A 14,643-nucleotide genomic window follows, 5' to 3' on the forward strand; every position below is an offset into this window, starting at 1 on the left:
GCTGCGGGCTGGCCGGTCAGCGCATCTGACAGGCCGGGTCGGGTAAACGTTTCAGGTCGAGGGCTGCTTCGGTTGGCGGCTTTTACGGCGCTGTCTTGAAGTGGCTGACGCGGGAGATAGTACCACTTCACATTTCGTTGGTCGCGTTCGGCATGGCGCGACGAAAGCGCTATGGACCAGGCACTCCGCATTGAGCCGGCATCATCGTATCAGGCTTGTTTCTGGGAGTAGGGTACCAGCGCCAGCGGACGTGACGCTGCCAATGCCTGGCCAGGACTCTGGCCTACCTGGAAGGCAAATGCTTCGATCAACGAGATCTGTTCGCTGCTGTCCAGGCTCAGCTGGCCGGTGGTGTGATCGACCAGTTCCAATTGCCAGGCCATCAGGGTGAGGCAATCCTTCAGGGCATCCAGGGCCTGGTCATGCAACTGCATGTGGTTCTGCGCGTGGCTGAGCAAGCCATGGATGTGCAGAGAAAACTCCGAAACGGCTTCCAGCGCCAGGGCATTGGCCTTGTTCGAGAGTTTCAGCAAGGTGCTGAGCATGCAATCGATGGCATCCTTGTCGTTGTTGATCAATTGCAGATGGCTCAGGCATTCCTCCGACTTGGCCAACAGCGTCTCGGCCTCGATCAGAAGCTCGGGAAGACGCTGACTCCAGTTTCTACGATCGTTCGGCATGCTTATCTCCACAACATCATGTCAGGCGAAAGAAAACCGCGTATGGCGAACGGCTGGATCTCAAGGACGACCGCGAACGGACGCACGGCGACATGCCCGGGCCGTTCAGCGAAGGCAAATTCGCTAACGATTGCACGGGCGGGATCGGCCGAGAGGCTGCAGGTCCGATGTCCTGTGGTCGCGCACAAAAGCCTGACTCCGTTCAGCAATGAGAATGGCGTCACATTAATGGCTATTGGATAACGGGAATATCAGGTTGGACCTGATTGTGCCTAGGGGAATCCCTTAGACAAGGGAACTTTGCACGCGAACCAGGGTCGCGCGGCAGGGGAAATTGCAGGTGAAAATCATGAAGCCAGTAAAGCATGATGTTAATGTGACATCAATGCCCCTCGCTCGTATTTTATCCGGGGTCAAGATTCGGTTCGTGCAGCCGATATCTCTTTTATTGGATTCAACCGAACAAGCCCAGGAGTCATCGATGGCCGGCATTCTCGACACAGTAGATCAGCGAACCCAACTGGTGGGTGAGAATCGCCTGGAAATTCTCATGTTCCGCCTCGCGGGTCGACAGTTGTTCGCCATTAACGTGTTCAAGGTCCAGGAAGTCCTGCAACTGCCCAAGCTGACCCTCATGCCGCAGCGTCACCCGTTCGTGTGCGGTGTGGTCAATCTACGGGGCCAGACGTTGCCTGTGATCGACCTGTCCCAGGCCATTGGCATGCGTCCGCTGGTGCCGGGTCCGAACAGCACGATTATCGTGACCGAATACAACCGCTCGGTTCAGGCATTCCTGGTGGGTGGAGTCGACCGCATCGTCAACATGAACTGGGAAGCCATCCTGCCACCGCCGACCAGCGCTGGTCGCGAGCATTACCTGACGGCCATCAGCAAGGTGGACGATCAGTTGGTGGAAATCATCGACGTGGAAAAAGTCCTGGCCGAAATCGTGCCATACAACGCCAAGGTCTCCCGGGACAAACTCGAAGACCCGGTGCTGGAGCGCGCTCGTGGCCGCGAAGTGTTGCTGGTGGATGACTCCAACGTCGCGCTCTCGCAACTGCGCGATACCTTGGGTCAGCTGGGCGTGAAGATGCACATCGCCAGCGACGGCCTGAAAGCGCTGAACATGCTCAAGGCCTGGGCCGATAGTGGCGAGGTGATGACCGATAAATTGCTGATGATCTTCACCGATGCGGAAATGCCGGAAATGGACGGCTACCGCCTGACCACCGAAATCCGCAACGATCCGCGCTTGCGTGGGCTCTATGTGGTACTGCACACCTCGCTGTCCGGCAGCTTCAACGATTCGATGGTCAAGAAGGTCGGTTGCGACAATTTCCTCTCCAAATTCCAGCCGGACAAGCTGGTCGATGTGGTGCGTCAGCGGCTGATGCTCGACTGAAGCTGATGGTGGTTTGCTTCAATGGCCGGCTCGTATAAGGTGGCATTTTTTCGCCACCAGGGAAGTTGACCATGTTGCGGCTGAGCGCGCTGTATCGGTATCCGTTGAAGTCCGGCAAGGGCCAGCCCTTGCAAGGGATTGGCCTGGACAAGCTCGGGCTGGACGGTGACCGGCGCTGGATGCTGGTGGATGAGGGCACCGGTCGTTTCCTGACCCAGCGCGCCGTGGCGAAGATGAGCCAGCTTTCGGCCCTGTGGAACGAGGCCGGCGGCCTGACGCTCAGTGCGCCGGGCCATGAGGCCATCGATGTGCCGCTGCCGCCGGTCCTGGAGGAGCAGCGGCGCGGGGTGATCATCTGGCGTGACACTTTGCGTGTGCCGGATGCCGGTGACGAGGCTGCGGCCTGGGTCAGCGAGTTCATCGGCAATCCTACCCGGTTGGTGCACGTGCCTGTGGAACTGGCGCGCACCACGGCAGCCGGTTATGGCAAGGATGACGACAAGGTCGCCTTTGCCGATGGTTTCCCGCTGCTGCTGATTGGTCAGGCGTCCTTGCAGGACCTGTCGAGCCGGGTCGGTCGCCCGCTGGAAATGTTGCGCTTTCGTCCCAACCTGGTGGTCGAGGGCAGCGAGGCGTTTGCCGAGGACGGCTGGAAGCGTATTCGTATCGGTGAGGTGGAATTCCGCCTGGTCAAGCCATGTTCGCGTTGCATCATGACCACGGTCGATCCGCAGACCGGCGAGCGCGATCCGAATCGCGAACCCTTTGCCACGTTGCAGCGATACCGTTCGACCCCGGACGGTGCGATGTTCGGCCAGAACCTGGTCAACGACAGCGACGGTCGGCTTGAAGTCGGCATGCCGGTTGAAGTGCTCGAATAAAAAAATCCGTGAACAAAAATGCCCCGATGCCATGCCAGGGCTTTTGTGGCGAGGGGATAAATCCCCTCGCCACAGGGTTATCTGCCGAATCAGCCGCGGTATTCACACAGGTAGGCGGTATCGACGGCCACTTTGAGCTGGAACTTGCTGTTGGCCGGCACATTGAACTGGCTGCCGGCCTCGTAGGTTTCCCAGTCGGTGCTGTCAGGCAGCTTCACGGTCAGGGCGCCGGAGACGACGTGCATGATTTCACGTTGGGCCGTGCCGAACTCATATTCGCCCGGTGCCATGACGCCGATGGTCGCAGGGCCTTCGGCAGTGCCAAAAGCGATCGACTTGACGGTGCCGTCGAAGTACTCGTTGACTTTGAACATGGGCGATTCCTCGAAAAAGGGGCTGAAAAAGGCCGGCCAGTATGCACAAGGCTTCAACATTCGTCATCTGTCGGCCGGTAGGTGGTTGCCGCTCAACCGGGAAGTACCAGGGGCAATAACCGTGCGGTATTGCGGGCATCTTCCAGCGCACGGTGCTGTTGACCGCAGAACTGCAGGCCAGCCAGTTGCAACGCGCCGTTGAGCCCCAGTGGTCGTTCCAGCCGACGGGCCTTGGCGAAGCGTTGCTTGAGGTTCATGTGCGGTACCTGGCCGAGGACACTGTGCAATTGCTGGTGCTGCCATTCCTGAAGCAGTTGCTTGCGGTCGTAATCGCCCCAACTGACCCAGCTTTCCAGATTCGGGTGATACGGCGCCAGCCAGCGCTCGAATGCCGGCCAGACCTCGGTCAAGGGCGCGGCACCGTCGATATTGGCCTGGGTAATGTGGGTCAGTTCGCGACAGAAAGGCGTTAGCAGCGGTCGTCTCAAGGGCCGCACGAAGCGCTGGAAATGATCCACCTCGCGGCCGTCACGATTCACCAGCGTGGCGCCGATTTCGATAATTTCCATTTCGGTTACCGGCCAGCCACCTTCATCGGTGGTGGCCTCCAGATCAATCACCAGCCAGTGAGGCATCGCAGGGTTCCCGGTGTCGGCGTGCTGATGGGTTTGAGCGTAGTCAAACCCTTGGCATCCGACTAGTGGCCTGTTTCGACACGCAACAAAACCTGACGGTTTTTCACCTGATCACCCCGCATGACCTGCAATTGCCTGACCACGCCGTCGATGCCGGCCTTGAGCGGGTGCTCCATTTTCATCGCCTCAAGCACTATCAGCAGTTGGCCTTGGCGCACCGTGCTGCCTTCACTGACCAGCAGCTCGACGATGGCGCCGTCCATTGGCGCCTCGAGTGTCCCGTCGCTGGCACTGGCCTTGGCGGCGATGGGGGCGTGGGTCCGGTCTTGCAAGTGCAGGCCACCGGGGCGGGTAGACAGCCAAAGATCGTGGCCATCGAGGCGCCACCCATGCCGGCGGCGAATCCCGTCGATGACCAGCGTTGCGCCATGGAGGTCAACGTCGAGCAGTTTCAGTTCGATCAAGCGCCCTGCACTGCGGATGCTGAGCCTCCCGCCGGTTTCGGCCACCAGGCTCAGCACCCAGTCGTGCTCCCCAGCGCCGATCCGGTAGTGCAGCTCCGCGCCGATGTTGTTGTGCCATCCGCCCAGGCCAGGGGCATAGCGTGCCTGTGAGGCTTGATAAAACGCCGCCGCGGCGATGGCGAGCTGTTCGGCCGAGGGCTCAAGAGGCAGGAGCGCCGGATGATTGGCCAAGTGCTGCCCGATGAAGCCGGTGCTGAAGTCGCCGTCGATGAACTGCGGATGTGCCAGCAACGCGGCGAGCAATCGCTGGTTGCTCTGGACGCCAAGCAATACGCAATCTTCCACCGTTCGCAACAATTTGCGCCGGGCCTCCTCGCGTGTGGCGCCGTGAACGATGAGTTTGCCCAGCATCGAATCGTAGAACGGGGTGATGGCCTGGCCCTCCAACAGGCCATGGTCGACTCGCACGCCGTCCCGTATGGGCGGCTCCCAGCCGATCAGTCGACCGGTCTGGGGCAGGAAATCCGCCGCCGGGTCTTCGGCGTACAGCCGCACTTGCATGGCATGGCCGCTGAGCGTCACCTGGTCCTGGCGCAGGGGCAGGGGCCTGCCGGCGGCGACGTCCAATTGCCAGGCCACCAGATCCAGGCCGGTGATCAGCTCGGTGACCGGGTGTTCGACCTGCAGGCGCGTGTTCATCTCCAGGAAGTAAAACCGGCCGTCCCCAGCGAGCAGGAACTCCACGGTGCCGGCACCGACGTAACTCACCGCGCGCCCCGCCTTGAGCGCCGCGTCGCCCATGGCCTGGCGCAGTTCGGCGGTCATGACCGGGCAGGGCGCTTCCTCGATGATTTTCTGGTGGCGACGCTGGATCGAGCAGTCGCGTTCGCCCAGGTGGATCAGTTGGCCGTGGTGGTCGCCGAAAATCTGTACCTCCACATGACGCGGATCGAGCAAGGCCTGTTCGAGGATCAACTCGTCGTTGCCGAAGCCGTGCAAGGCCTCCGAGCGCGCGCTGCGTAACTGCTCCAGCAGATCCTCGGCGCGCTGGACCAGGCGCATCCCTCGGCCTCCGCCACCGGCGCTGGCCTTGATCATCAACGGGTAGCCGATGCGCCCGGCTTCGCGCTGCAGCGTGTCATCGTCCTGGGCGGCGCCCTGGTAGCCGGTGATACAGGGAACGCCGGCTTCGATCATGGCGATTTTCGAGCGACGTTTGCTGCCCATCAGGTCGATGGCCTCGGGGCTGGGGCCGATGAACACGAGACTTGCCTCGGCGCAGGCCTTGGCGAAGCCGGCATTTTCCGAGAGCAAGCCATAGCCGGGATGGATCGCATCGGCACCGCAGCGCCGGGCTGCATCGAGAATGGCCGAAGGGTCGAGGTAGGATTGCTGCACCGGAGCCGGGCCGATCAGCACGGCTTCATCGGCCATGCGCACGTGCAGCGCGTCGGCGTCGGCTTCGCTGAATACCGCCACCGTGCGATAACCCAGGGCCTGGGCAGTGCGCTGGATCCGGCAGGCGATTTCGCCGCGGTTGGCGATGAGGATCTTGCTGAAGGTGGGCATGGTCACTCCTGGGGTTTGCGGTGGCTATCAGGGCCTCATCGCGAGCAAGCTTTGCTCCCACAATGCCTGGTGAGTGCATTCGCCTGTGGGAGCAAAGCTTGCTCGCGATGGCAGCCTGGCAGGCGATGTATTCATTATTTTTTCCCCGGCAAAATCCCCATGAGTTTGCAGATGATCCCCAGCATGATCTCGTCCGCACCGGCGCCAATGGACACCAGTCGCACGTCGCGATAGGCCCGGGCCACCGGGTTGTCCCACATGAAGCCCATGCCGCCCCAGTATTGCAGGCAACTGTCGGTGGTTTCCCGGGCCAGGCGCCCGGCCTTGAGCTTGGCCATCGACGCCAGCCGCGTGACGTCCTGGCCGTTGATGTACTGCTCGGTGGCCTGGTAGACCAGCGCTCGCAGGCATTCGATCTCGCTGGCCAGTTCCGCCAGGCGAAAATGGATCACCTGGTTGTCGATCAGGGCCGTGCCGAAGGTCTTGCGCTCCTTGCAGTACTCGATGGTGCTGTCGATGCAATGCTCCAGGCCCTTGATCATGTTGGCCGCGCCGAACAGGCGTTCTTCCTGGAACTGCAGCATCTGCATCATGAATCCGGCCCCTTCCTGGCCGATACGATTGCGTTGCGGCACCCGCACGTCATCGAAAAACACCTGGGCGGTTTCCGAGCTGCGCATGCCGAGTTTGTCCAGGTGCTGACCGAGGCTGATGCCGGGGCTGTGCATCGGTACCATGATCAGCGATTTGTTGACGTGGGGTTTGTCATCCGAGGTGTTGGCCAGCAGGCAAATGAAATCGGCGCTTGGTGAGTTGGTGATCCACATCTTGCTGCCGTTGATGACGTAGTCGTCGCCGTCCTTGCGCGCCGTGGTCTTGAGCCCGGCGACATCGGAGCCGGCGCCGACCTCCGAGACACCGATGCAGCCCACCTGTTCGCCGCGGATGGCCGGGCGCAGGAATGCTTCGCGCAGTTCATCGGAGCCGAAGCGGGCCAGGGCAGGGGTGCACATGTCGGTTTGCACGCCGATGGACATCGGTACGCCGCCGCAATGAATGGTGCCGAATTCCTCGGCTGCGACGATCGAATAGCTGTAGTCCAGGCCCATGCCGCCGAATGCCGGTGGCTTGGAAATACCCAACAGGCCCAGCTCGCCAGCCTTGCGGAAAATCTCGTGGATGGGGAAACGCCCGGCCTTCTCCCATTCGTCGACGTAGGGGTTGATGTCATGCTCGACAAACTGGCGAACGGTGCGCCGCAGTGCTTCGTGTTCCTGGGTGAAGATCATTTTTATTGTTCTCCTGTGAGTCGTGGAGCGTCCTCAGAAACGGGCCACGCCGAAGCTGTTGGCTTGCAGTGGCCGGTGCTCGGCCTCGTGACAGATGTCCAGCAAATAGCCCAGTAGCGTGCGGGTGTCGCGCGGGTCGATGAGCCCGTCGTCCCACAGGTTGGCGCTGCCGTAGAGGGCGGTGGACTGGCTGTCGAGTTTCTGCGCAGTGGTCTGTTCGAGCAGGTCCAGCATCTTCGGGTCCGGGGTCAGGCCGTTTTTGAGCTGGGTAGCTTCGGTGACCATGCGCAGCACCTTGCCGGCCTGGGCACCGCCCATCACGGCGGTGCGGCTGTTGGGCCAGGCGAAGATGAAGCGCGGGTCGAGCCCGCGACCGCACATGGCGTAATTGCCGGCGCCATAGGAACCGCCCACCACGACGGTCAGCTTGGGCACCCGGGCATTGGCCACGGCCTGGATCATCTTGGCACCGTGCTTGATCACCCCCTGGCGTTCCGACTCGGTGCCGACCATGAACCCGGTGGTGTTGTGCAAAAACAGCAACGGCGTGCGGCTCTGGTCGCACAACTGGATGAACTGTGCGGCCTTGCTCGCGCCCTGGGGCGTGATCGGTCCGTTGTTGCCGATCAGGCCGCAGGCATGACCGCGAATGTGCAGGTGGCCGCAGATGGTCTGTGGATCGAATTCGCCTTTGAATTCGAGGAAATTCGAGCCGTCGGCAATGCGCGCGATGATTTCCCGCACGTCGTAGGGCTTCTTCGGGTCGTCGGGGATCAATCCCAGCAGTTCTTCGGCTGGATACCGTGGCTCCGCCCAGCGTGGTTCGGACTGTGGCGGCAGTTGCCTGTTCCAGGGCAGCAGGCCGAGGATTTCCCGGGCCAGGCGGATGCCGTCGGCGTCGTTCTCGGCCAGGTATTCGGCGGTGCCCGCCACTTGCGCATGCATTTGTGCGCCGCCCAGTTCTTCCTCGGTGGCGACTTCGCCGGTCGCGGCCTTGAGCAATGGCGGCCCGGCCAGGAACAGTCGCGCCTTGTCGCGCACCACCACCACGTAATCCGACAGACCCGGCTGATAGGCACCGCCCGCGGTGGCCGAGCCATGCACCACGGTGATCTGCGGCAAACCCATGGCCGACATCCGCGCCTGATTGGCGAAGCAGCGCGCGCCTTCGACGAAAATCTGCGCGGCGTAATTGAGATTGGCACCGCCACTTTCGGCGAGGGTAATGACCGGCAGTTTGTTTTCCATGGCGATCTGTTGCAGGCGCAGGGTCTTGTACAGGCCACTGGGGGAAATAGTGCCGCCCTTGATCGCGCTGTTGTTGGCCACCACCAGCACCCGCACTCCGGACACGTAGCCGATCCCGGCGATCAGGCCGCCGCCGGCCTGGCTGCCATCCTTGTCGTCATGAAGTTTGTAGCCGGCCAGGCTCGCCAGCTCGAGGAACGGGGCGCCAGGGTCGAGCAGCAGGTTCAGGCGCTGGCGCGGCAACAGTTGGCCGCGCTGGTCGAACTTGCCCTGGGCCTGGGTGGCTTTGTCCACCACGGCCTGTTCGAGCTGGCGCAACTGTTCGACGCCGGCCAGCATCGCCGCGTGGTTGCGCGCGAAGTCAGCGCTGTGGGGATCCAGGTGCGATTCGATGACCGGCATGCAGCCTCCTTTCAAACGGATTAGCGCAGAACCCTGTGGCGAGGGGATTTATCCCCGCTGGGGCGCGAAGCGGCCCTAAATGCGTGCAATGGTTTGAGTTGACTGTTTTGGGGGCTGCTGCGCAGCCCAGCGGGGATAAATCCCCTCGCCACAGATTCAATTCAACCTGCTCATCATGTGTGACTGACATAGGCCATGGCGACCATCCCTTAGTTGACCCGGTCTGCAATGTGCTGCGGCACCGGTATCTGGATCTCCAGCAACTGCTGGGCGAACGCCTTGCCCTGGGGATCGATGCGCAGGCTGGCGACACCGCCGCCACCAAGGGCGTTTTCCAGCAGGAAATTCAAACTGTGAGTGCCCGGCAGGTACCAGCGTTCGACTCGGCCCAATCGCGGGTCGAGCACGTGGCTCATCCAGTCGACCAGCACCTGCGGCGTCAGCACTTCGGCGATCCAGGGCAGGTATTCGGGCTTGCGGGCGATCACGCCAATGTTGCTGTGGTTGCCCTTGTCGCCGGAGCGCGCCACCGCCAGTTTGACCAGCGGCACGCTGGCATCGGCCCGGCCCTGGGGTTTGGGCAGGTCCGGGGCGACTGGCAGGTCGGCGGTGTCCAGTGGTTCGAAAGTGGGCAGGGGACAAGGGTGGCGTTGGCCGTCGATTTCGATTTCGGGCTGGCAATTGGCTTTGTCGATGAGGAACGAGAACAGGCGAATCAACGGGGACACCGTCGGCCGGCCGCCGACCAGGCCGGTCAGCCCTGGCGCCATGCCGGTGGCGGCTTGGGCGATTTCCCTGGAAAACAGCGTCAGCGGCTGCTTGTCCGGGTGCCGTACCGCCAGCTTGATGACGATCTCACGGCTGTCCCGACGCCGGCCATGCTGGCCGTAAGTGGCTTCGCTGCCCAGCAGTTCGACATTCACTTCGCTGTAGGGCGCCCAGCCACGCTGATCGAACATTTGCGAAGTCTTGTTGATGATCGCCTTACTGACTCGGCCAGCCTTGGTCACCGCATCGATGCCGGCGATCAGGCAGGTGGCGGTGCAGCGCCAGCCGTCCGGCCAGGTGGCGCAAACCTTGTACTGGTCGGTGGGTGGCAGGCCCTTGGCCCCGTGGACCCGTACGGCGTGCCTGCCTTGCTGGACCAACCTGACCTGGCTGAAATCACAGATCACGTCCGGCAGCAGATAGCCTTGCGGGTCGCCGATTTCGTAAAGCAACTGCTCAGCAACGGTCAACGGCGTGATCAACCCGCCGCTGCCTTCGGCCTTGGTGACCAGGAACTGGCCGTCGGCGCTGACCTCGACGATGGGAAAGCCGATGTGTTCGTAATCCGGTACGTCCTGCCAGTCGGTGAAGTTGCCGCCCGTGCACTGGGCGCCGCATTCGATCAGATGCCCGGCCAGCGCGGCCTGGGCCAATCTGTCGTAATCGTGCCAGGCCCAGCCGAACTCATGTATCAGGGCGGCGCTGACCACGGCGCTGTCCACCACGCGACCGGTGATCACGACATCGGCCCCCAGGCGCAACGCTTCGACGATGCCGGGCGCGCCGAGGTAGGCGTTGATGGAGACGCACGCCGATGGCAGGGACTCGCCACTGAACATTTCACGGATGCCCTGGGCGGCGAGTTGTTCGAATTGCGGTTGCAGGTCATCGCCCAGCAGCACGGCGATCTTCAACGGCACGCCCGCCTGGTCGCAGGCCGCTTGCAGGGCCTTCGCACAGGCTTGGGGGTTGACCCCGCCGGCGTTGCTGATGACGCGGATCCCATCGGCATGCAAACGCTGCAGCAGCGGTGTGAGGACCTCGATGAAGTCCGTGGCATAGCCGCTCAGCGGGTCCTTCAGGCGCGCGCCGGCCATGATCGACATCGTCACCTCGGCCAGATAGTCGAACACCAGGTAATCCAGAGCCCCGCCCTCGACCAGTTGCGCCGCCGCGGTACAGGTATCGCCCCAGAAGGCGCTGGCGCAACCGATACGGATCGTTTTTGGCATGGCGTTGACTCCGGCAAAGGTGGATCGAGACTACCAAGCAAGCGCTTGGTCTGTAAACGACCGCGGGTTCTTCTGCCGAGCGCTTGCTTGGTTGGCTCGCTCGGCTTAAATTGCCCGCGCCACTGATGATTTGGTGTGCAATGCCCGCGCGTTGGTTGATCGACTGTAGGAGAGAATGGGTGGACGAGCAAAAAGCCCTGGGCGTGATGCGTGAGCTGGTCGACAACGGGCAACTGACCGACCCGGACAGTGCTCGCGGCAAACTGCTCCAGACCGCCGCCCACCTGTTTCGCAACAAAGGCTTCGAGCGCACCACGGTGCGTGACCTGGCCAGTGCCGTGGGCATTCAATCGGGAAGCATCTTTCACCATTTCAAGAGTAAGGATGAGATCCTGCGGGCGGTGATGGAAGAAACCATCCGCTACAACACCGCCCTGATGCGCGCCGCCCTGGCCGAGGCCGATAGCGTGCGCGAGCGGGTACTGGCGCTGATCCGCTGCGAATTGCAGTCGATCATGGGCGGCACCGGCGAGGCCATGGCGGTGCTGGTCTATGAATGGCGTTCGCTATCGGAGCAAGGGCAACGGCAGGTGTTGGCCCTGCGTGATATTTATGAAGACTTGTGGCTCGAGGTCCTGGGCCAGGCCAAGGAGGCCGGGTATATTCGCGGGGACGTGTTCATTACCCGGCGGTTCCTCACGGGAGCGCTATCCTGGACCACCACCTGGTTTCGCACCGAAGGCAGCCTGAGTCTCGATGAGCTGGCCGAGCAAGCCTTGATCCTGGTGCTTGAAGAAAAACAATAGTCGAACAGTGCCTTAAACGATCGTGTGGCTGGCTAAGTGGCTGAAACCGCCTAGCTTGATTGTATTGATGGGGACTTTTGGGGAGTGGGTTATCTTGACGTTTTCATCGATGGGGATGACCTTGCGTCTGCTGCTGGCTGCTCTGGCCGTTTTCCTGGCGTTGCCCATCGAGGCGGCGCAACTGGTGCGGATCGGCGCGGCACATTTTCCGCCTTATACCGTTCGTCCCGAGAACGGCGCCGACACGGGCCTGTTGCCGCAAATGGTGGAGGCCTTGAACCAGTCGCAAACCGACTATCAGTTCGTGCTGGTGCCGACGTCGATCCCGCGCCGGTTCAATGATTTCAAGCAGGGCCGGGTCGACATGGCGATTTTCGAAAACCCCGAATGGGGTTGGCAGGATGTGCCGCATACCTCGGTAGACATGGGCCTGGAAGATGCGGAAGTCTTCGTCTCCCAGCGCCAGGCGGATCGCCAGCAAAGTTATTTCGAAGACCTCAGGGGCAAGCGCCTGGCCCTGTTCAGCGGCTATCACTACGCCTTCGCCCAGTTCAACGCCGACCCCAAGTTCCTCGCTGGCCAATACAACGCCACGCTGACCTATTCCCACGACAGCAACTTGTTGATGGTGTTGCGAGGGCGCGCGGATATCGCCCTGGTGACCCGTTCGTACCTCAACGATTACGTGTTGCGCAATCCTGAAGTCGGCCCGCAATTGCTGGTATCGGAACGTATCGATCAGATTTACCACCATTACGCGCTGATCCGACCGCAGGCGCCCATCTCCAGTGAGGCGTTTGCACAGTTGCTGCAAAAGCTGCGGGATGACGGTCAGTTGCTGAAAATTTTCCAGCCCTACCAGATTCATCTGGTGCCCGCGCACTCCCATTGAAGGTGACACTAAATTTCCCTTCCCGGCTCACGTCCCACGTTGACTACCGACGAATACGCGAGCCCCTTCCATGTCCAACCTCAATCAGCCGACGACGCTGCCCTTGCCTGGCGGTCGTCGTCTCGGCGCCGATGAAACCGAACGCCACCTGAGCCTGATGCTCGAAGGTGCGCCGCTGATCCGGCTGCGCCTTGTGCGTGGCCCGCAGTTGCATGTGCACTTGCAGGAAATCCATGACCGCCCGGTAGGCCCGGCGCTGTGGGCGGCCTGCTATTGGCTGTTTGCTCGCGATCCCGACTGCCAGCGCCTGACCTGGCACCTCGACGAGCGTCCTGGCGAAGCCTTGCTGAGCGGTTTGTTGACGGGCACCGAGCGCACCGGTGAATACATTTGCGAGCGCACGATGTTCTGGCAACTGCCGCAGCCCTGGCTGGGGGAATCGTTCAACGGCAGTTACCCACAGCACATGATCATCACCGATGGCCAGCGTCATCCACGCCGGCCCATGAAGCCGCGTGGCGAGGTGTATCGGCGTTTTGATGCGCGGCTGGGGGCCTGGGTGTCCTTGCGTACCTTGGAAATCGAGCAGGACCTGGAGCGTTTCAACCGCTGGCAAAACAGCCCTCGGGTGGCGAGCTTCTGGCAGGAGGAGGGCAGCCTGGAACAGCATCGCGAGTACCTGGGCAAATTGCAGGCCGATCCCCGGGTCTTGACCCTGATCGGTTGTTTCGATGATCAACCGTTCGCTTATTTCGAAGCCTATTGGGCCAAGGAAGACCGCATCGCGCCGTTCTATGACGCCGGGAACTATGATCGCGGTATCCACATGCTGGTGGGCGAAGAGCAACACCGGGGGCCGCACAAGGTAGCGAGTTGGTTGTCGGCGCTGGTGCATTACCTGTTCCTGGACGACCCGCGCACCCAGCGCGTGGTGGCCGAGCCCCGGGCCGACAATGCCAGGATGATTGGGCACCTGCACAACCAGTGTTTCCATTGTGAAAAGGAATTCGATTTTCCCCACAAGCGCGCGGCGCTGATGATCCTGGGGCGTGAGCGGTTTTTTGATCGGTGTGGGTTGATGTGAGGTTCAGCTCGGCACAAGTGGCGGCCGTCAGGACGCTATCGCGGGCAAGCCTTGCTCCCACAGGATCTCTATCAGGCACCTTTTTGTGAACAGGTAACCTGTGGGAGCAAGGCTTGCCCGCGATGGGGCCGGAACTGCTGCCCGCATTACCGCCGGGCGAAGGTATCCCCCCGAACCCCCGACACCTTGCGGCAATGCACCAGGGCATCGCGGATCATGAAATTCACCAGGGTCGGCGAGACGCCCAGTTCCTTGGCGATGTCCTTCTGTGGCACGCCGTGCAGGCGGTACATCTCGAAGGCATAGCGGGTGCGGCTGGGCAGTTCGGTCAGCGCGTCGGCGATGTGCTCCAGGGTGGAGAAGTTGATGTGGGAGGTTTCTGGCGAAGCACCCTGGATCACCACGTTCAACCCTTCCTCTTCCGGCCCCGAGTATTTCTGTTCCAGCGCCTGCTTGCGGTAGTGATCGATCGCCAGGTTGCGCACGATCTGGAACAGGTAGCTGAGCTGTGCCTTGAACGAGGAGGTGATCTGGGGCGCCGATTGCAGCCGGAAAAACGCGTCCTGCACTACATCTTCCGCGCGGGACCGGCAGCCGGTAATGCGCGCCGCGATCTTGACCAGAATCATTCGATTATCGACGAATGCCTGGAGTAACGGTGAGTCGCACCTGCTTGTGGATACTTGTTCCGTCATGGAATTCACCTTGCTGCAAAAAGTTAGCAGGACGGCCGGATGCCGGACCCGTCCTACACATCGACGGCCAAATTAGGCTTAATGATAATGATTGTCAATTGAGAAGAAGAATTATTGATGCAACAAAGTCCAGCCTCGGTGCCGCGACCCATTGCCGCGGCGCATGGCGGTTGGCTGCTGCGCCGCAGGCTTCGGTGAGAGGGCGCCCCGACTAATTAT

13 protein-coding genes are annotated in these 14,643 nt (G+C 61.7%); 5 read left to right on the forward strand and 8 right to left on the reverse strand.

Annotated features, from left to right (window positions below; genetic code table 11):
* Nucleotides 1-209: 209 nt before the first annotated feature.
* Nucleotides 210-680: a hypothetical protein gene (locus PBDP_RS08830; RefSeq protein WP_109751477.1), complete on the reverse strand. Its 471-nt coding sequence runs from the start codon at nucleotides 678-680 to the stop codon at nucleotides 210-212.
* A gap of 481 nt (nucleotides 681-1,161) precedes the next feature.
* Here PBDP_RS08830 and PBDP_RS08835 point away from each other — a divergent pair, with 481 nt between their 5' ends.
* Nucleotides 1,162-2,085, forward strand: coding sequence for a chemotaxis protein CheV (locus PBDP_RS08835; protein WP_039588994.1), 924 nt, complete (start codon nucleotides 1,162-1,164; stop codon nucleotides 2,083-2,085).
* Nucleotides 2,086-2,156: 71 nt separating this feature from the next.
* Nucleotides 2,157-2,966 carry an MOSC domain-containing protein gene (locus PBDP_RS08840; RefSeq protein WP_109751479.1) on the forward strand — a complete coding sequence of 270 codons (810 nt, stop codon included), beginning with the start codon at nucleotides 2,157-2,159 and terminating at the stop codon, nucleotides 2,964-2,966.
* 89 nt (nucleotides 2,967-3,055) lie between these two features.
* On the opposite strand, the gene ppnP is transcribed toward PBDP_RS08840, so the two are convergent.
* The 6 genes from ppnP to PBDP_RS08870 all read right to left on the reverse strand — a co-directional run bounded on the left by ppnP (nucleotide 3,056) and on the right by PBDP_RS08870 (nucleotide 10,947).
* Nucleotides 3,056-3,340 (reverse strand): pyrimidine/purine nucleoside phosphorylase, encoded by a 285-nt coding sequence (gene ppnP, locus PBDP_RS08845; protein WP_109751480.1) that lies wholly within the window; start codon nucleotides 3,338-3,340, stop codon nucleotides 3,056-3,058.
* 92 nt (nucleotides 3,341-3,432) lie between these two features.
* On the reverse strand, nucleotides 3,433-3,975 hold the full coding sequence (locus tag PBDP_RS08850) for a 3'-5' exonuclease (RefSeq protein ID WP_109751481.1): 543 nt from the start codon (nucleotides 3,973-3,975) through the stop codon (nucleotides 3,433-3,435).
* A gap of 62 nt (nucleotides 3,976-4,037) precedes the next feature.
* Nucleotides 4,038-6,008: an acetyl/propionyl/methylcrotonyl-CoA carboxylase subunit alpha gene (locus PBDP_RS08855; RefSeq protein WP_212802103.1), complete on the reverse strand. Its 1,971-nt coding sequence runs from the start codon at nucleotides 6,006-6,008 to the stop codon at nucleotides 4,038-4,040.
* Nucleotides 6,009-6,142: 134 nt separating this feature from the next.
* On the reverse strand, nucleotides 6,143-7,297 hold the full coding sequence (atuD, locus tag PBDP_RS08860) for a citronellyl-CoA dehydrogenase (protein WP_109751483.1): 1,155 nt from the start codon (nucleotides 7,295-7,297) through the stop codon (nucleotides 6,143-6,145).
* 33 nt (nucleotides 7,298-7,330) lie between these two features.
* A complete protein-coding gene (gene atuC / locus PBDP_RS08865) occupies nucleotides 7,331-8,947 on the reverse strand; it encodes a geranyl-CoA carboxylase subunit beta (RefSeq protein WP_212802104.1) in 1,617 nt (538 codons plus the stop codon).
* A gap of 209 nt (nucleotides 8,948-9,156) precedes the next feature.
* Entirely contained in the window at nucleotides 9,157-10,947 is a 1,791-nt protein-coding gene (locus PBDP_RS08870; protein WP_212802105.1) for an acyclic terpene utilization AtuA family protein, read from the reverse strand.
* Between the two features lie 179 nt (nucleotides 10,948-11,126).
* Here PBDP_RS08870 and PBDP_RS08875 point away from each other — a divergent pair, with 179 nt between their 5' ends.
* The 3 genes from PBDP_RS08875 to PBDP_RS08885 all read left to right on the forward strand — a co-directional run bounded on the left by PBDP_RS08875 (nucleotide 11,127) and on the right by PBDP_RS08885 (nucleotide 13,729).
* A complete protein-coding gene (locus PBDP_RS08875) occupies nucleotides 11,127-11,753 on the forward strand; it encodes a TetR/AcrR family transcriptional regulator (protein ID WP_116831802.1) in 627 nt (208 codons plus the stop codon).
* Between the two features lie 115 nt (nucleotides 11,754-11,868).
* Complete coding sequence (locus PBDP_RS08880) at nucleotides 11,869-12,645, forward strand: substrate-binding periplasmic protein (protein ID WP_204334275.1); 777 nt, start codon at nucleotides 11,869-11,871, stop codon at nucleotides 12,643-12,645.
* A gap of 70 nt (nucleotides 12,646-12,715) precedes the next feature.
* Nucleotides 12,716-13,729 carry a GNAT family N-acetyltransferase gene (locus PBDP_RS08885; RefSeq protein ID WP_212802106.1) on the forward strand — a complete coding sequence of 338 codons (1,014 nt, stop codon included), beginning with the start codon at nucleotides 12,716-12,718 and terminating at the stop codon, nucleotides 13,727-13,729.
* Between the two features lie 146 nt (nucleotides 13,730-13,875).
* Here the strand turns inward: PBDP_RS08885 and PBDP_RS08890 are convergent, their stop codons facing one another.
* Complete coding sequence (locus PBDP_RS08890; RefSeq protein WP_025212663.1) at nucleotides 13,876-14,424, reverse strand: RNA polymerase factor sigma-70; 549 nt, start codon at nucleotides 14,422-14,424, stop codon at nucleotides 13,876-13,878.
* Nucleotides 14,425-14,643 lie beyond the last annotated feature (219 nt).

Origin of the sequence: Pseudomonas sp. St290 (assembly GCF_018325805.1) — a bacterium.
Classification (GTDB): domain Bacteria; phylum Pseudomonadota; class Gammaproteobacteria; order Pseudomonadales; family Pseudomonadaceae; genus Aquipseudomonas; species Aquipseudomonas bijieensis.